General features: G+C 71.5%; 14 protein-coding genes. 11 read left to right on the plus strand and 3 right to left on the minus strand.

Annotated elements, in window-relative coordinates:
* Positions 1–395 precede the first annotated feature (395 nt).
* From CLV92_RS20355 to CLV92_RS20380, 6 genes are all read left to right on the plus strand, one after another.
* A complete protein-coding gene (locus tag CLV92_RS20355; RefSeq protein WP_104435868.1) occupies positions 396–866 on the plus strand; it encodes a hypothetical protein in 471 nt (156 codons plus the stop codon).
* A gap of 108 nt (positions 867–974) precedes the next feature.
* Complete coding sequence (locus tag CLV92_RS20360; protein ID WP_104435870.1) at positions 975–1223, plus strand: hypothetical protein; 249 nt, start codon at positions 975–977, stop codon at positions 1221–1223.
* A gap of 44 nt (positions 1224–1267) precedes the next feature.
* Positions 1268–1576, plus strand: a complete 309-nt coding sequence (locus CLV92_RS20365; RefSeq protein WP_104435872.1) for a hypothetical protein — start codon at positions 1268–1270, stop codon at positions 1574–1576.
* On the plus strand, positions 1573–2109 hold the full coding sequence (locus CLV92_RS20370; protein ID WP_104435874.1) for a DarP family protein: 537 nt from the start codon (positions 1573–1575) through the stop codon (positions 2107–2109). The genes CLV92_RS20365 and CLV92_RS20370 overlap by 4 nt, the downstream gene beginning before the upstream one ends.
* Before the next feature lie 605 nt (positions 2110–2714).
* The gene (locus tag CLV92_RS20375) at positions 2715–3209 is read left to right on the plus strand and encodes a hypothetical protein (protein WP_104435875.1); all 495 of its coding nucleotides are present in this window, start codon (positions 2715–2717) and stop codon (positions 3207–3209) included.
* A 295-nt stretch (positions 3210–3504) separates the two neighbouring features.
* The gene (locus tag CLV92_RS20380) at positions 3505–4914 is read left to right on the plus strand and encodes a toprim domain-containing protein (RefSeq protein ID WP_158257361.1); all 1410 of its coding nucleotides are present in this window, start codon (positions 3505–3507) and stop codon (positions 4912–4914) included.
* Here the strand turns inward: CLV92_RS20380 and CLV92_RS20385 are convergent.
* Positions 4847–5143 carry a hypothetical protein gene (locus CLV92_RS20385; protein ID WP_104435879.1) on the minus strand — a complete coding sequence of 99 codons (297 nt, stop codon included), beginning with the start codon at positions 5141–5143 and terminating at the stop codon, positions 4847–4849. The genes CLV92_RS20380 and CLV92_RS20385 overlap by 68 nt on opposite strands.
* Before the next feature lie 588 nt (positions 5144–5731).
* Between CLV92_RS20385 and CLV92_RS20390 the strand changes: the two genes are divergently transcribed.
* The 5 genes from CLV92_RS20390 to CLV92_RS20410 all read left to right on the plus strand — a co-directional run bounded on the left by CLV92_RS20390 (position 5732) and on the right by CLV92_RS20410 (position 12095).
* On the plus strand, positions 5732–5971 hold the full coding sequence (locus tag CLV92_RS20390; protein WP_104435880.1) for a hypothetical protein: 240 nt from the start codon (positions 5732–5734) through the stop codon (positions 5969–5971).
* Between the two features lie 67 nt (positions 5972–6038).
* Positions 6039–6521 (plus strand): hypothetical protein, encoded by a 483-nt coding sequence (locus CLV92_RS20395; protein ID WP_104435882.1) that lies wholly within the window; start codon positions 6039–6041, stop codon positions 6519–6521.
* Between the two features lie 734 nt (positions 6522–7255).
* A complete protein-coding gene (locus CLV92_RS20400) occupies positions 7256–8302 on the plus strand; it encodes a DUF932 domain-containing protein (RefSeq protein WP_104435883.1) in 1047 nt (348 codons plus the stop codon).
* 705 nt (positions 8303–9007) lie between these two features.
* Complete coding sequence (locus CLV92_RS20405; RefSeq protein ID WP_104435885.1) at positions 9008–10990, plus strand: ParB/RepB/Spo0J family partition protein; 1983 nt, start codon at positions 9008–9010, stop codon at positions 10988–10990.
* Positions 10991–11582: 592 nt separating this feature from the next.
* Positions 11583–12095 (plus strand): hypothetical protein, encoded by a 513-nt coding sequence (locus tag CLV92_RS20410; protein ID WP_104435886.1) that lies wholly within the window; start codon positions 11583–11585, stop codon positions 12093–12095.
* A gap of 486 nt (positions 12096–12581) precedes the next feature.
* Here the strand turns inward: CLV92_RS20410 and CLV92_RS20420 are convergent, their stop codons facing one another.
* The gene (locus CLV92_RS20420; RefSeq protein ID WP_146099707.1) at positions 12582–12830 is read right to left on the minus strand and encodes a hypothetical protein; all 249 of its coding nucleotides are present in this window, start codon (positions 12828–12830) and stop codon (positions 12582–12584) included.
* A gap of 844 nt (positions 12831–13674) precedes the next feature.
* Entirely contained in the window at positions 13675–17547 is a 3873-nt protein-coding gene (locus tag CLV92_RS23005) for an RHS repeat-associated core domain-containing protein (RefSeq protein WP_158257362.1), read from the minus strand.
* Between the last annotated feature and the right edge of the window lie 232 nt (positions 17548–17779).

The raw sequence follows: 17779 nt of genomic DNA on the forward strand, positions 1-17779 counted from the left end.
GCGGCGACCTGCTCCAGCGTCACGTCCGGATCACGGTTGCGAGCGACCCGCACGACGTCATCGCGGAACTCGCGGGGGTAAGGCTTGGGCACAGCGACATCCTCCCAGGCTGCCTCTCGGGCAAGCCAGCGTCGGTGTCACCGGATCATGCAGCAGACCCCTGCTTCTTCGTTCCTCGGTCGCTGGCAGCGCCGTCGTGATCGTTCTCGGTGCGGGGCTTCCTCGGCTCAGCGGCTGCGCCGCTGCCCTGCGGGTGCCCTCTCGGCGGCTCACGGCGGCCTGATCGAAGACCGCCGGGAGGGGGCGGTGAGCGGTCAGCCGGACACGCAGCAGGCCACCCACCCCCACCACCCGGCGCACCTTCGTGAGGCAGCACCGACCGGAAGGACCAGCACATGAGCCAGCCGCAGCAGAGCCACGCCACCAGCCACCAGCTGCACGACCTCGTCACCGTCCACGAGGACTACGCCCGTCCCAGTGACTTCGGTGTGGTCTACAAGATCACAGCCGTGCCGCAGGGCAAGCGCAGCGTCAACTACGTCGCCACCCCGGTCAACGGTGGGCGCGGTCTCAAGGGCAAGGCGTTCGTGTTCGCCCCCTACGCCGGGGAAGTGCCCGAGGCGGGGCGCTTCATCAGTCAGCCCGTGCCCTACGCCCCGCCCATCTGGCCGGGGCAGGTCGTCACCGTCTCCGGTCCCGACTGGAGCGAGGCGCCCGAGACGCTGTTCGTCGCCGTGGGCATGGGCGACCGCAAGGTCCGCCTCGCCCGGCTCGGCGGCACCGATGGCCGCGTCTGGACGCTGCCCAACTCCTGGCTCACCGTCGTGGACTTCGCCCGCCTGCACGTGCTCCCCGCCGCCGCCTGAACCGCCACAAGGAACCGGGTGCCGCGTCGACCACGACCGGCGCGGCACCCGGCGCCCCGGCGGCAACGCCTCCCTCACCGCAGCACCACCAGCCGAGAAGGAGCCCCCGTGGCCGACACCCCGATCACCGCCAGCCCGAGCATCGCCAGCCCGATGACCCACGCGCGTGACGCCGCCGAGAACGCCCTCGCCGATGCCTGGATCAGCGTGGGGACTCCGCCGCCCGGTGCGTGCGTGCACTGGCGCACCAGCGACTGCCGCGACTGCGCCTGGACCTCCGAACTGGACGCCGCAGCAGCCCGCGGTGAGCACCTGCCCCTGTACCCGCCCGCGGACTGGACGCCCACCGCGCAGTAGCCCGACGCCACCAGCCAGCGCACCACGACCGCCAGGAGGTCCTCATGGCCGGCCAGTTCCCGCCGATGAGCGCGACCATCACCCGCACCGCCGACACCGTGACCGTCACCGTCGAGCACGCCCCCCGGCAGTCCTACTCCCGCGCCGTGCAGCCCCTCGCGATGCGCGCCGCCGCCACGGTGGGCCTCGCCCTGACCCTCACCGGCGTCAACCACGACGTCACCCCGCCCGCGGAGTGGGAACGCACCGGGCGCTGCCGCAGCGCCTACATCTTCGCCGTCCGTCCGTCCGTCCGTCCGTCCGTCCGCCCGCCCACCCCAGTCCAGTCCAGCACGAGAGGACCCCGCGCGTGAGCGACGAGTACTTCACCGACCCTGACGGCAGCACCGTGCACGTCGAGCTCCTCGACGTGTCCGAGGACGCCTGGACGCAGCTGCACCAGGTGCTGGGACTGGCCCCGCACTGGCTGGGTCGCTGGAAGGGCGGGCGGCACGTCTTCCTCGACCTCGCCCAGTACCCCGACGCCGACCTGACGCGCCTGCGCCAGTGGGCCCGGAACCTGGGCATCGCGCACCAGTGGGAGAACACCACCCGCACCTCCTGGCACCCCACCTCGAACGGTGCCCCTCTGCCGGAGGCCACGGAAACCGGCGTCTGCCGGACACCGGAGTACCTGGACACCCTGACCTGCCCCTGCGGCAACGACACGTGCTCCACCGGGCTCAGCCACGCCACCACGACCGCCCAGGAGGTGGACCAGGACTGGGACGGGCGCCACGTGGCCTGCCGCGACTGCGGCCGCGTCATGGACCTGAGCACCCACGACGAGACGTCCGGCACCGTGCACGTCGTGGCCGGCCCCCAGCCGTTCACGCCACTGCCCTGATCACGCCACTGCCCTGATCACGCCACTGCCCTGATCACGCCACTGCCCTGATCACGCCACTGCCCTGATCACGCCACTGCCCTGACCGCTCAGCCGCCTGCTCTCCGGGGCAGGCGGCTGAGCGGGCGTAGCGGGCGCCTGCGGCGGCGCCTTGTCGTCCCGGCCCTGGCGGGCCGGGAGTGCGGCGGCTCGCTCGTACCTCGCTCTACTGCCGCCGCACGGTGGCGTGCTCGTCCCTCGCCCGCCACCCGGTCGCGGCTGCGCCGCGGCGTCTTGTCTGTCTTCTCCCCTCCCGGCGTCCGATCGTGGCCGCACGGTGTCCGCTGGCAAGTCGAGCTCGCTCCGCTCGGCCACTGCCCTGCGAACCATCACGCAGCCGCTCTCGGTCGTGCCTCCCTCGAAGACGCGGCCGCCGTGATCGTTCTCGGTACGCGGCTTCCTCGACTCGCGGCTGCGCCGCGCCCTGCGGGTGCCCTCGGCCACCTTCCGCGGCCTGGATCGAACTGCTGCCGGGAGGGGGCGAAGAAACGCTCGGCCGGATGCCGCAGGCAGATGGCCGGGTCCCCGCACCGACACACCTGACCGCACGTTCGAGGAGGAACACGATGGGCAAGCACAGCATGGCTACGGAGGAGATGATCCCCTGGCTGGCCGGCTTCAGCGACAAGGTCCCGTCAGTGCAGACCGCACTCGAAGCGGGCCACAGCCTGAGCACCGCACTGCAGCTGGCGATGCTCGAGCACATCCGCACCCAGGCCGCCAACGGCGGCGTCACCGTCACGATCGACGAGAGCGGTGAACTGCAGCTCACCTACCCCCACGGTCAGACCGAGACTCTCGTCGCCCGTACCGGAACCTGCGGCACGTGCCGTGCGGAGCGAGCGGTGTCCTTCCTGACCTGGGATGGCTGCGACCTCTGCTTCCCCCCGCCGCCCCCCGCGCCGGACAGCACCCCGGACGGGGACGCGCACGCGAGGACATTCGGCTGCGACTGCCCCAACCCCGGCTGCACCGAAGAGTTCGGCCCGCAGCACGTCGAGATGACGGACGACGAGTTCCACGAGTTCGCGTACGGGCTCAAGCCCGGCCAGCAGCCCTGACCGCCGTCGTCGCGTGGAGGCCCTCATGGCACACCCTGCCCCGCCCAGCGCGGCCACCCACGTCCGGGCCGGACGTCCCGCCGCTGCCCTCGCGGCAGCCCGCGCCGCAGCGTGCGCAGCCCCCGCGACCGGTGGCCGGCGCGCAGACCCGGCGGCCTCCTCGAGGAACACCCTCCAGGTGAGCTGCCCGCTGGATCCGGCGAGCACCGCGGACGCGACACCGCCGCCACCCCCAACACCGTCCCAGCCAGCGCCGCAACCGGAAGGAGCGGGCCCCTTCCACGGTCCGCAGACGGTGGCCGTGGCGATCCACGAGGCCGCCGTCGCGTTCTACCACCAGCAGCTGACCCACACGCAGACCGGCGCCCGGGCCCGCGCAGAGCTCACCCGGCGCGGCCTGCCCCCGCAGGTCACCCGCGCCGGAGTCGGCTACGCCCCACCCGGCTGGTCGAGCCTGGTCGAGCACCTGCTCGCCACCGGGTGGAGCGGAGAGGACCTCCTGCTCGCCGGCGTCGCCACCCGCAGCAAGCGCGGCACCCTCATCGACCGCTTCCGCGACCGCATCACCTTCGCCATCCACGACGAGCACGGCCGACCCGTAGGGTTCACCGCCCGCGCCTTCGACGCCGAGCTCGCCACCGCCCAGCAGCAGGGCAAGGACCTGCCCAAGTACCTCAACACCTGCGAGACGCCCACGTTCGCCAAGGCCCGGCTGCTCTACGGGCTCGGGCACCCCGGGATCCGCGAGGCCCTGGCCGCAGGAGCCGTGCCCGTGCTCGTCGAAGGCCCCGTCGACGCCCTGGCCATCCAGCTCGCCTCCGCCGCACGACCCCGGCCCGCCACGAACGGCACCCCTCGCGGCGGTTACGCCCCCGGATGGGTCGGGCTCGCCCTCTGCGGAACCGCTCTCACCCTCGAGCACCTCACCGTGCTCGATGCGCTCATCCGCGAAGTCAGCCCCGGCGAGTCCCTGGCCAGCCGAGGTCTCATCCTCGCCGTCGACCCTGACGCCGCCGGACGCGCGGCCGCTGCCCGTGCCTGGCCCATGCTGCGGGCCCGCGACATCTGGCCGTCCCACCTCAACCTCCCCGCCGGCGCCGACCCCGCCGACGTCCTGCGCCACCACGGCGCACAGCACCTGGCGCAGCAGCTGCAGCGAGGCGAGGCCACTCCCCTGCTGCACGCCCTGCTCGACGACGCCACCGCGCCGTTCCTGGACCGCATCGCCGAAGTCCCCTCCCAGGTCGCCGCAGTCCGCGCCGCCGTCGCCCTCCTCGCCGACACCCCGCTGATCACGTCGCTGCAGGTGCCGCCCGCGTCGCCGCAGCCACCGGCATCGACGTCTGCTTCATCGCCGACGAACTCGTCACCGCCCACACCGGACTGCCCATCGACTGACCCCGTCCTGCGGGGTTTCAACCGTGCCCATCACATGCTGAGGCTGTGCCCGGCTGGCGGATCGCCGCCTGGACACGGTGTAGCCCCGGTCACCTGCCAGCGGGGTGCAGCCGGACCGCTGGGTCCCGTCGTCCCCATGTGGGCGAGCCGGGCCCTGCCTTTCGCCCGGGTCGTCCACATGGGGACGAGGGGCACGCTGGCGACTCAGGGATGGCTGGCTGCTGCGGCGACGGGCCGCCTCAGCGCATGCGCTGGCGCATGCGCTCCAGGTCCCGCTCCCGCTGCACCTCATCGGCGAGGTCGTTGACGTACTCGACCTCGCTAGGGGTCATACCGGTGCGCCACACGGTGTAGGAGTGCAGGCACAGCGCGCCGGAACCATGGGCCCACGGCGCCACCAGCGGGGCCATCCAGATGAAGAGGATGCTGACGACGCAGATCAGCACACCCATGGCGAAGAACAGGAAGGCGAATGCCGCCAGGACGGCGACGACCCCGTGCAGGGTGCGCATCGGGCCGGTGATCGTGGGTTGCACCGCACTTCCTCTCGTAGGCTCGTATATGACGTCGGTGCCGTCTATAGCGACCTGATGCGCCCATTAGGGTCGAGCACGGCTGGACTCTCGCGCCGGGCGCCTGCGGCGGCGCTTGTTGCCCCGGTGCTGCGGCCCTGGCGGGCCTGCGGACCGGGGGTGCGGCGGCGTGCTCGTACCTCGCTCTCCTGCCGCCGCACGGTGGCGTGCTCGTTCCTCGCCCGCACCCGGTCGCGGCTGCGCCGCGGCGATTGTCTGTCTTCGCCCCCTCCCGGCGCTCGATCCTGGCCGCCCGCCGGTCGGAGGCAAGTCGAGCTCGCTGCGCTCGACCCCGCACGCTGCGAACCATCACCGGCGGCTCGCCGGCCTCCTGCGTCGGCCGTTCCCCGAGCTCCACCGCCGGTGATCGTTCTCGGTGCGGGGTTTCCTCGACTCGCGGCTGCGCCACGCCCTGCGGGTGCATCCGCCCGGCTCCCGCGGCCCTGATCTCACTGCGCCGGGAGGGGGCGAAGAAACGCTCGGCCGGATGCCGCAGGCAGACGGCCGGGTTCCCGCACCGGCACACCTGACCGCACCATCAAGGAGGACGGCATGGCTCAGGACACGCTCACCACCGCGGAGAAGCTGCGCCTCATCGAGCGCGCCGACCCCGACGGCGACGAGAGCCGAACCGACGTGCCCAGTGGCGAGGACTACCGCGCCCACCAGCGGTGGGCCGTGGACCGCTTCGGCCACGACGTCTGGGAGCAGTACATCCGGGGCGGCTGGGACACCCCGCGCGACTTCGGCTACGTGCCCGTCGACGCCGGAATCGGCCCACAGGACTACTGACCAGCTCGCAGCAACCGCCGCCCGGCGCCGATGACCGGGCGGCACCTCCCCACCGAAGGAGCACACCTTGAGCCACGTCGCCGCCGCCCTCCTGGCCGAGCTGTCCCCCGTCGAGCTGCGCCGCTTCGAGCTGGTCGTGGAGAAGCACGCCCCGACGCTGTGGCGCAACCCGTTCGTCAGCAGCCGCTGGGACGGCGCCCGCTACCTCGCGGAGACGGTCGAGTGGCTGGGCGGCATGTTCCTCGCCTGGACCTTCCGCGCAGTCATCGAGGTGGCCCAGCACTACCTGGAGCAGCACCCGGAGGTCCTGGAGCTGAGCGAGGAGGAGCAGCGCCGCCGCGCCGAGCAGCGCCAGGCCGAGGCGACCGCCCTGGAAGCGGAGGCGAAGGAGGCCAAGACCGCAGGCGACACCGCCCGCGTCGTGGAGCTGCTCGACCGCATCGAGCTGATCCAGCCCGACTACCGCCTCAGCGGAGGCTACGAGCTCGCCCGCATCCGCGACGCCCTGCGCGATCAGCTCCCCGCCCAGGCGGCGCCCGCCGCAGGGTGAGCCCAGCGCGAGGGCCGGTGCCGTGGTCAGGCGGCACCGGCCCTCGCACCGAGCGGGTCAGCGGACACCGCTGACGCGGCGGCTGCCCCTCGCCGGCCTGCGGCCGGGTGGCTGCTCCTGCGTCGCAGCCGGCGCCTCCTGCGTCGGTGCACCGGTCGCGGCTGCGCCGCGGCGGGGTGTCCCCGCTGCGCGGGCTGTTGGTAGCGGGCGCCTTCGGCGGCGTTTGTCGCCCCGGTGCTGCGGCCCTGGCGGGCCTGCGCACCGGGGGTGGCGGCGGCTCGCTCGTGCCTCGCTCTGCTGCCGCCGCTGTGCGCCTCCTGCGTCGGCGTCGCCCTGCGGGCGGTCGTCCCGCTCGTGCCTCGCGGGCCGGCGGTCGCCGCTGACGCGGCGGCGGTTTTCTGTCTTCTCCCCTCCCGGCGCTCAATCCTGGCCGCCCGCCCTGCTGCGTCAAGCCGAGCTCACTGCGCTCGACCCCGCACGCTCCGAACCATCTTGTGCCGGCGCCGCTCCCTCGTTCCTCGGTCGCAGACGGCACCGTCTCAAGATCGTTCTCGGTGCGGGGTTTCCTCGGCTCAGCGGCTGCGCCGCTGCCCTGCGGATGCCTCCGCAGGGCTCTTGCGGCCTGGATCTCACTGCGCCGGGAGGGGGCGAAGAAACGCTCGGCCGGATGCCGCAGGCAGACGGCCGAGTCCCTCCCCCGACGCACCTGACCGCATGCACCGGAAGGACACCCCATGTCGCGCGAAACCCTCACCTGGCTGAACCAGAACACCGTCATCGGCTTCACCGACCTGCGCGGCAACGCCTGGCATCGTGTCGACAGCCTCCAGGGTGAGCGTTCCAACCACTACCCCGGCGCCGTGCCGTTCGCCACCGTCGCGGAGCTGCTGCGCAGCGCCGAAGTGGCGTCCTACCCGGTGTCGGTGCGGATGCCCGCCACGCTGGACGACTTCACGTGCTTCGACGAGAACAACCGCCCGGTGCGTGACGTGCGGATCGAGGACCGCCAGGCCATCACTCGCATCAGCACCGGCGCCGTGCACGGGATCTTCTCCGGCGGCTACCAGGTGCACCAGTTCGATGAGTGGCTGCTGAACAAGATCAGCAACCTCGTCGGCGACACCCTGTCCATCGGATCGGCCGGACTGCTCAAGGGCGGCGCGGTCGCATGGGTCTCGATCGAGCTGCCCGAGAACATCACCACCCGTGAGGGCGTGACGTTCCGGCCGAACCTGCTCGCCTGCACCAGCCACGACGGGTCGCTCGCCACCACGTTCAAGCGCGTCGTGACCGTGGTCGTCTGCGACAACACCCTGTCCGCCGCCCTGGGGGAGAAGGGCCAGCAGGTCAAGGTCAAGCACAGCCGGTACGCAGACCTCCGGCTCACGGAGGCTCGCGACGCCCTCAACATGCTGGAAGTCACCGCCGACGCCTTCCAGGACCAGGTGCGGGCCCTGTGCGAGACGACCGTCACCGACCGCCAGTGGAGCGCCTTCCTCGACCGCGTGGCCCCCATCGAAGGCAGCAACCGGTCCAAGACCATCGCCCGCAACAAGCAGGACGGACTCGACCGGATGTGGCGCCACGACTCCCGCGTCACCGACTGGAAGGGCACCGGCTGGGGAGTCGTGCAGGCCGTCAACACCTGGGAGCACTGGGAGAAGACCGTCAAGGGCGCCGAGCGTGACGAGCGCAACCGACTGCGCGCCGTGACCGGCGGTGTGGACGACCTCGACCGCTCCACCGTCACGACCCTGAACCAGGTGCTCGCCACCGTCTGAGCGCGACCGGCTGGGGCGGCAGCGACGCCGCCCCAGCCGGGGCGGGCCCAGCGGGCACCACTGCGCGGCGGCTGTCTCCCTCGCCGGCCTGCGGCCGGGTGGGCTGCTCCTGCGTCGCAGCCGGCGCCTCCTGCGTCGGCGCACCGGTCGCGGCTGCGCCGCGGCGGGGTGTTTCCGCTGCGCGGGATCTTGGTGGCGGGCGCCTGCGGCGGCGCTTGTCGCCCGCCCTGACGGGCGGGGTGCGGCGGCTCGCTCGTACCTCGCTCTGCTGCCGCCGCCTGGCGCCTCCTGCGTCGGCGTCGCCCTGCGGGCGGTCGTCCCGCTCGTGCCTCGCGGGCCGGTGGTCGCCGCTGACGCGGCGGCGGTTGTTGGTCTTCTCCCCTCCCGGCTTCCGATCCTGGCCGCCCGCCGTGCTGCGGCAAGCCGAGCTCGCTGCGCTCGACCCCGCACGCTGCGAACCATCACGTCCGGGGCTGCCCCCTCGTTCCTCGGTCGCTGACTGCGCCCCGGTCGTGATCGTTCTCGGTGCGGGGTTTCCTCGACTCGCGGCTGCGCCGCTGCCCTGCGGGTGCCTGCGCACGGCTCCAGCGGCCTGGATCTCAAGACGCCGGGAGGGGGCGAAGAAACGCTCGGCCGGATGCCGCAGGCAGACGGCCCGGTTCCCGCCCCGGCACACCTGACCGCACGAGCAGGAAGGCCGACCACATGAGCGCCGCGACCACGACCACCGAGCACACCAGCACCCAGGACAGCGAGCAGGAGGCGACCTTGAGCACCTCGCAGGGCACCACGGCCAGCACCGACGCACCCACCGTCGAGGGCGTCACCCTCGTCCACCTCGACCCGCGCGACCTCATCATCGGCACCAACGTCCGCCTCGACCCGCAGATCGAGGCCGACAAGAGCTTCATCAACTCGATCAAGAAGCGCGGCGTCATCCAGGCCGTCACCGCCATCCACCGCACCGACGGCACCTACGAGGTCCGCCTCGGCCAGCGCCGCACCCTCGTCGCCCGCCAGGTCGGGCGCGAGACGATCCCCGTCTACGTCGTGCCCGAGTCCGGCGAGGCGGACCGGATCATCGACCAGCTCGCGGAAAACGACCACCGCGCGGGCATGCGCGACTCCGAGCGGGTCAAGGCGTTCGCCCAGCTCGCGGTGCTCGGCATGAGCGCCCACGCCATCGCCCAGCAGACCGCCAGCGACAAGAAGCAGGTCCAGGCCGCGCTGACGCTGGCCAAGAGCCAGACCGTGCTGGACAGCCTCGACACCCACGCCATGACGATGGAGGAAGGCGCGGTCCTGGCCGAGTTCGACGCTGCCGGTGACACCGAGGCCGTCGAGAAGCTCACCTCGCGGCTGGGCGACTCCCAGTTCGACCACCTCGCCCAGCGGCTCCGCGACGACGCCCCCGTGCGCGCCGTGCGCCGCGCCAGGACCGAGGCCCTGCGCGAGCAGGGCATCACCGTTCTGGACTCCCAGCCGTCCTACTACTCCAACACCGACACGCGCCGGTTCGAGAACCTCGTCAAGGCGGGCAACGAGCCCATCTCCGACGACGAGCAGCGCGCCTGCCCCGGCTACGCCGTCTACCTCGACGCAGCCGAGGTCTACATCGACGCCACCACCGGCGAGCTGATCCCCGAGCTGCGCCGCCGCATGACCACCCTGCCCGAGGGCTGGACCCGTCCCAGCGACGAGGCCACCACGGCGGACGGCGACGAGCAGGCCAGCGCCACCGTCTGCTCCTCCTGCCGAGGTGCTCTCAGCGCCTACCCCGGCGCCGCCTGCGAGGACCCCGGCGCGCACGACGAGGTCCAGCCGTGGGAGGACGACGCCGACGCGGACGCGGACGACGCCGATGAGGACCTCGCCTACGACGAGGACGAGGACGAGGGCGACGACGAGGACGAGGGCGACGACGAGGCGGTGCTCGGCGTCCACGCGGACGGGCGGCCCGTCTACGACGAGCTGCACCACGAGGACGGTCGCCGGGCGCTGCTCGTGGACGACTTCGTCACCGTCGCCTACTGCGTCGAGGCGGAGAAGTACGGCTACGGCCCGCGCACCTACGCCAGCAGCCTCAGCACCACCACCACGACCAAGCTGGCCGACATGGACCCCGTGGTCCGCGAGCAGGCCCGCGCCGAGCGGCGCGACGTGCGCGAGTCCAACAAGGCCATGCTCAGCGCCGAGACGGTCCGCCGCGACTGGCTGACCAAGTTCCTCACCCGCAAGACCCTGCCCAAGGGCGCGGCCAGCTACCTCGCCGCCGCACTGCTGGCAGGCGACGTCCACTCCGACATCAACCGCAAGGCCGGGGAGGTGCTCCACGAGCTGCTCGGCCTCAAGAGCGGCAACCTCCACAACTACGGCGCCTACGACCGCAGCGCCCTGGCTGAGGCCGTCGCCAAGGGCAACGACGGGCGCAACGGGGTGCTCGCCCTGGCCTACGTCCTGGCCAGCGTCGAGGCCACCATCGACAAGACCGCCTGGCGGCAGGACCGCGCCCCCCACCAGCGCTACCTCGCCTTCCTCGACAGCCAGGGCTACGCCCTCTCCCCCGTCGAGCAGCGCACCCGCGACGGCAAGAAGGCAGCCAGGCCCGCGCAGGAGACGACCAGCGCCGAGACGGTGACGACGGACCTCGCCACCGAGGACACCGGGGAGGAGGGCACCGCCGACTGAGCCGGGGCGGGGGCGGGACCGTTGGTCAGGCGGTCCCGCCCCCGCCAGGGCGGTGCCAGCGGACACCGCTGCGCGGCGGCTGTCTCCTCGCCGGCCTGCGGCCGGGTGGGCTGCTCCTGCGTCGCAGCCGGCGCCTCCTGCGTCGGCGCACCGGGCGCCCACGGCGGCGCCTCATCGCCCGGCCTGCGGCCGGGGTGCGGCGGCTCGCTCGTACCTCGCTCCGGGGCCGCCGCCCGGTCGCGGCTGCGCCGCGGCGTCCTGTGGGCTTCTTCCTCTCCCGGCGCTCGATCCTGGCCGCCCGCCGTACTGCGGCAAGCCGAGCTCGCTGCGCTCGACCCCGCACGCTCCGAACCATCACGCCTGCCGCTCTCGGTCGTGCCTCCCTCGAGGACGCGGCCGTCGTGATCGTTCTCGGTGCGGGGCTTCCTCGGCTCGCGGCTGCGCCGCGCCCTGCGGGTGCCTGCGCACGGCTCCAGCGGCCCTGATCTCACTGCGCCGGGAGGGGGCGAAGCAACGCTCGGCCGACTGCCGCTGGCAGATGGCCGCGTGCCCGCCTCGGCGCACCTGACCGCACGTCGAAGGAGCACCACCAGTGGACGTCCTCACCGCCAGCGCCACCCCCGTAGACGACATCGAGCGCAGCCAGGCCGCGTGGCACCGCTGGCTGTTCGACGGCGACGACGCCGTGACGATGCAGGAGCTACGCGCCGCCGCCTACCACCGCGCCTCCCGCGACGCGCTGCTCGTCATGGCCCAGCGGGGAAGCTGGGCCGAGTCCTGGCGCTGGTCCGGTCAGTCGCTGTGGACGGCCGACACCCGCACCGCCGTGGCGGCGTCGCACCGCCAGCCGGACCTCGACCTCGCCGGACGCATCATCGACGGCTTCGCTCGGATCGCAGACGACGCGGCCATGCCCACCGTCGAGCGCGCCAACGCCCACGCCGCCATCGCGTTCCTGTCCTGGGTCTGCGACGACCCCGCGATGGCCGAGGCCGTCGCACTGGACGCCCTCGCCCTCAACCCGGCGCAGCGCCTCGCCATCATCCTCACCGACACCCTGGCGCACGGACTGGTGCCGCTGTGGAAGGGCAAGCGGCGCGGCTGAGACCGCACGGCTACCCCGCTGCCGCCCACCACGCGCGGCAGCGGCGTAGCCGCGGGGAACCGGACACCGCTGCGCGGCGGCTGTGCCTTCTGCCGGCCTGCGCCCGGGTGCTGCTCCTCCGTCGCAGCGCCGACTCACCTTCGCCGATCAGCGAGCACCTTCGGTGCACAGCACCACGCGCAGGCGAGGGGAATTTGTCCCACAGGCTGTTGGACAAATGCCCCCGCTCCAGCAGTCACTGCCTGGCCACTCGCGTCGCCACGGTCGACTGCTCCACCGCTTGGCTTCTCCGCCGACCACCGACAGGCGACCACCGACAGGCGACCACCGACAGGCGACCACCGACAGGCGACCACCGACAGGCGACCACCGCCCACGCCGTCGCGGTGCCAGCCCCTGGCGTGCCCTCCTGCCAGCCCTGCGGGCAGCCAGCCACACCCGCTAGACAGTGCCTGAGCGCCGCGCCCGGCGCGCCGCATCGCGGTGTCAGGGCCGACGCACGTCCTGCGCGCGGAACCACTCCCCACGGGCGAGACCCTCGACGTCGACGCGGACCAACTCAGCAGTCCACACGTCGGCGAAGGCGTGCACCTCTTCCTCGCCGGTGTCGGACCACTGCAGCCGCACGACGACCTCGACCGGCGCGGCCGCCTCGGTCCACTCCCGCGGCACGCACCCACCGAGACCGCTGAACAGCCGGTGGCTGGAGTCGGCGTAGACAGCGGGCTCGGACACGGCGGCAAGGGTGACGCAGGTGTCCGACACGACAGCGGGGTCACACGACGCCGCTGCGTGCGCAGCTCAGGCGCCTCGCGCACTCAGCGCCGCCAACTCCTGACGGGCGACACCACTTCTCTACCCGTAGAGAATGTCCTTTATCCACGGGTAGGGGAGGGCTATCCGCGACGATGCTTAAGACGCCGGGTCACCACGGCAGACTGGTCGCTACTGCGGTGAGTCGTTCTAGTTGGCCACGTACCCATCGCCTTGGCGCATGGCCTGATCCTGCGCCCGAGGCGAGCGCTGGGTGCTGCGCCCGCACTGGTGCGGGTGCCCCGATGGCAGCCCGCACATCTCGTCACCTCCGCCGACTGCTTCGTGACCGACCACCCCTCCGTGAGCACCTGTCTATATGCAGCAACGTGCGATCGGATCTTGGTTGTGCTGCCCGCGCTCCTGCATGGCTGATTGGATTCCAGTCACCATCGGCACACCTGACCCCAAACCGCGCCCACCGGCCCGCGGGCGTGACGCTTCACTGACGGCTAGCAGCGCCAGGTAATCAGCAGGGCGCGACTCTCTCGCTTTTCGCTCGCCAAGGAGAACAAAAAACCTTCTGCCCCGGTTTCTGGGTCGACTGCATTGTCAGACTTTCGTTGCAGTGCGCGTTCCCGAATCAGCATGTCGAGCCGGGTCGTTTCGCGTAGCGCCCGCTCTCCGACTCCCGCCTCGAGGATGGGAATTGTACCTGCTAGCGCGTCCGATATATCCGTGCGACGGAGCAAATTTTGGACCACTAGTTCGCGGCCGTCTGGATCGAGCGCTATCTCAAGGTACTCCTTCCATGTCCACTGCTTGCTCATTTGTTGTTATCCAACCTTACCTTGTGGTGGGTAGTGCGCTCCGGGTTCTTCCGCGTGCCGCCATAGTCTACGTGAGCGACGTGGCCGGGCTGCTTACATGGGCCTCGGAGCCAGCATTTCCGTCCGCCGCCGCCTCGCTTGTACTCATCCTGGGCAGCGGCTTTAGCCGCGGCCTCAGTGTCATGCACTACATCGGAGCTCTTCTTGTTCAAACGCTTCTTGTACTTTTGTTCCTTTGGATTGCCGCTCGGCTTATTCTTCTTCCTCTGATAAATTCCGTACGCGAACATTCCCGCGGCGGCCAGTCCCAGCACCACGAGAATGGCGACCCCTGCTGGGTTCCACGCGTTCGCGAAACCCACTGCGGCGACTCCTGCAAGCGCAACAGCCCGACCATCAAGGTCGTACAGGTTGATGGGATCGCTGGGATAGACGTAGGGATTCGGCGTACCCCCGAGGACGGGGTCAACGGAGAGGAAGCGTCCGGTGGTGGCGTTGTAGAGGCGGACGCCCATGAGGGTGAGGCCGGCGCGGGCGTTGGTGGAGCGCTGCTTGGCGCCGAGGTAGTCGTAGCGCTCTCCGGGGGTGTTGTGCTTCCCGGAGGAGACGTCGAGGTTGGCGCCGTACTCGTCGGTCATCGGCTTGGCGATGGCGGCGGGGGTGGTGGTGTTGGGCAGGGTGGCGACCAGGTCACCGTGGAGGTTGGCGATCTGCCATGCGAGACCGGTGGTGCCGTCGGTCGCCGTGGTGATGATGGCAGCGAGGTCGGCGTCGGCGCCGGTGACGTAGCGGGTGATGGCGCCGTCCGCTTCAACGACGAGCATGGGATTGTCGTCGGTGTCGTTGTAGCGGTTGACGATGGTCGTGCCCGCGGTCTGCCCGGGCAGGGCGGTGCTCGTGGTGACGACGCGGTCGCCGGTGGGGTCGAGAGCGAAGGTCTGCTTCTCCCCCGTCACCGCACCTGCCGCGTCGCGGATGATCTGCTCGGCGACCATGTCCTCGGGTGCATAGGTGATGGCCATCGAGCCACCACCCGAAGCGCTGCCGGGGACGGCGGGATCCCCGATGGGCAGGGTGAGGGTGCGCCCGAGGCCGTCGTAGGTGTAGCCGGCGTCGGTGATGCGGTCAGCGGAGTCGTAGCTGTGCGGCTGCCCGCTCGCCGCGGGCAGCGTGTAGCCGGTCGCCGGGCACACCCCCGCGGTGGCGGCAGAGCCCTGTCCGGTGCGGTTGGAGTTGGCGTCGTAGCCGTAGGTCCGCACCGTGCACGAAGCCGCGGTGGCGCCGGCGGCGGTGCGGGTGTCCGCAGCCGCGGTGAGGCGGCCGAGACCGTCGTAGCTGTAACGACGCTGCCGCGTCTGAGCCTTGACGGCAGCCACGTCGACGCCGGCCGGCTCACCGGTGGCCGTGAGGGGGATCGCGGTCAGCGACTGCGTTGACTGGACCTGCTGGCCATGGGCGTTCTTCCCACCCCCAGCATTCGTCTCTGCGGCACCGACAGCCTCGTCGAAAATGGTGATGCCGCCAGCGGTGTACACCCGCCGGACGGGGTTGCCGGTGGAGTCGTAGACGGTCCGCTTGACGACCGCGCCCATCGCCGCCGACCAGGTGGTGGCCACCGTACGCCCGTCAAGGTCGAGCGCGATCGTGGCAGGCCCGGTCTGCGGGTCGGTGATCTGACTGAGGTCGCCGGTGATTGAGTTGTAGGACTGCTGGCTAGTCCAAGACCTACCGGCAGTGGCACCGGAGGTCGCGGTGTCGATGGTTGTCGAGGTTGTCACCCGCCCGACGCGGTCGTAGGCGGTGGTGGTGCGCAGACCGGTCGCGTCGGTGAAGGAAATCAGCCGCCCCAGGGCGTCGGTGTCGGTGGTGACCGCCTTGCCCGTACCGGTGTCGGTGGTGGAGATGGCGTTGCCGACGTCGTCGAACGCGGTGGTCTTCTCCTCCACCCCGGCGCTCACCCCGAGAGCAGGGAACGTCTCGGTGCGGGTCCGGCGGGCCCGGTCCGCTCCGTCGTAGGCCGTGGTGGTCCGCCGCAGCAGGGTGGCGCCGATGTGCTCCTCACTCGCCGCGGTTTTGCCGGTGCGGGTGTAGGTGCGGGTCGTAACGGGCAGCTCAGTCGGGCTGCCGGCCGGTGCACCGACGACGGCACCCGCTGGGCCGGTGGAACAGACCATGCTGCCGAAGACGACGGCGTTGACGCCGCCGCATTCCGCCGTGCCGGTGCCGTAATACTTCGTGACCGTGGTGCTCGCCGAGGTGGTGGAAGTGGGGTCCTTCGGCATCGTCACCGCGGTGACGCGGCCGAGGTCGTCGTAGCTGGTCGTGGTGGTGGAGTTCGCCCCGCCCACATCCGCGACCGTCTTGGTCGGCTGGCCGCTGCGGGTCCATTCGTACTCCGTGACCGTGGTGCGGGCATCCCCGAGCACCACGGGTATGCCGTTCGCGCCGGTGATCGACGGGTCGGTCGGCTTGGGCACCGACGCCACCGTCACCGCACGCGACTGATAGCTCCCCGCCGCGGTGAGAGCGGCGCCGGCGATGAACCCGACCGTCGACTTCGTGGGCTTGTCGAAGACCTTCGCCCCCGTCGCCGGGCGGCCCTCGTCGTACGTGGTCAACGACAGGGTCCGGGCCGGCTGCGCCGCGGCCGAGCCGGACGGGCCGGGCTGGGTCTGCATCAACCGCAACGGGCTCGCCGCCGCGATCGGACGCTCCGACTTCGCACCGTTGACCTCACGAGCCGCCTTCTCATACACGACCTGTGTGGACAGCAACTGCGCACGCTGCCACGACAACTTGGCCGCTAGGCCGAGTCCGCCCAGCTGGGCCGCCGCACTCGAGCCCCCCGCGGTCAGCGCCGCGGTGTCGTCCTGACCGAGGGCCAGGACACGGTTGCCCGCAGACAGCTGCATGATCGGGTTGCCGGCATCGCTCATCAGCGCCGCGGTGATCCGCGCACCCTTCGCCGGCACCGCCACCTCACCAGCCGCTGGGGAGGTGCCGGTGGTGCCGGTCGGGCCCTGCACACCAGCACCGTTACGGGCGCCATCACGAGCCGGGTCCGACGCCACATCCGCGTTGGTGACATTCCCGGTGCCGGACGACACCCACCGCCCCGCCGCGCTCGACGGAGCAGCCGTGTTCACCGTGCGGCCGTTGACGTCCATGTACGCGACGGTGGCGGTGGCCCAGTTACGGGCCGAACCGTTGGCGACGTCGTCACCGGCGTAGTGATCACTGCTGGCGCGGGCATCGGCGCCAGCGGTGGGACCGAAGACCGCGGTGGCGTCCGTGGGCGGCGCGTCCTGGCCCCATAGCGCGGTCGCCGCCGGGCTCATCGGATACGGCCCGTACGCCGTCACGTCCAACGGCACGTCATAGACCACATCCCACGACGCGGTCCCCGACAGAGTCGACTTCGACCCGGGCGCCAGCGCGTGGCGCCACGCGGAGGTCAGGCGGCCGTAGGAGCTGCTCAGAGCACGGTCCCAGCTGGGCCCTGCTGCGGCGTCGTAGGTGAGCTGCCATGACGTCTGTCCGGCCGGGATCAGCGTGCCAATGCGTCCATGGCCGTCGTAGCCGTAGATCGTGTTCAAAGCGGGCTGGCTTGGGAATGCGCTGGGTGCACTGGGGCCCGGGTCGACAACGCGGTCGAGGCGTGCGCTCGTGTCGTACTGGTAATTGACCATGCGTGTGGCGCTCAGGTGCGGACCCGTTGTGGCGGTCGCGGGTACTGCGGCGAGAAGGTCGATAGACGTGACCCGCTGCAGCGACGTGCCGGCCGTGTACGGGCCCCAGTTCATCACGAGGACGCGGCAGCCCACGACGGGCGTGGCGGTGACACAGGAAGCCGCTTCCGGTTCGGTCAAGGCCGGATTGGCTGCCGCGACACGCATGAGCTTGAGGGCCTTGCGCGTCTGGCCGTCGACATGAAGATCATAGGCCTCGTACCCGAAGCGAGTGGCACTGCGGGGGCTACCCGAGGCGGTGGCCGGCGAGATCGAAGTGAACCGCCCCGGCGAGTCCGGAGACTCCGTTCCTTGGGAAGGATGGAGTCATGTCAGGGAGCACGTCCAAGCGTTACCCCGCGGAGTTGCGTGA

The sequence above is a fragment of the Kineococcus xinjiangensis genome, assembly GCF_002934625.1.
Taxonomy (GTDB): Bacteria; Actinomycetota; Actinomycetes; order Actinomycetales; family Kineococcaceae; genus Kineococcus_A; species Kineococcus_A xinjiangensis.

Excerpts from the sequence above, each read along its gene's own strand:
- CLV92_RS20390 (WP_104435880.1), top strand. The coding sequence starts at position 5,732 with ATGGCTCAGGACACGCTCACCACCGCGGAGAAGCTGCGCCTCATCGAG.
- CLV92_RS20375 (WP_104435875.1), top strand. The coding sequence starts at position 2,715 with ATGGGCAAGCACAGCATGGCTACGGAGGAGATGATCCCCTGGCTGGCC.
- CLV92_RS20405 (WP_104435885.1), top strand. The coding sequence starts at position 9,008 with ATGAGCGCCGCGACCACGACCACCGAGCACACCAGCACCCAGGACAGC.
- CLV92_RS20365 (WP_104435872.1), top strand. The coding sequence starts at position 1,268 with ATGGCCGGCCAGTTCCCGCCGATGAGCGCGACCATCACCCGCACCGCC.
- CLV92_RS20355 (WP_104435868.1), top strand. The coding sequence starts at position 396 with ATGAGCCAGCCGCAGCAGAGCCACGCCACCAGCCACCAGCTGCACGAC.
- CLV92_RS20400 (WP_104435883.1), top strand. The coding sequence starts at position 7,256 with ATGTCGCGCGAAACCCTCACCTGGCTGAACCAGAACACCGTCATCGGC.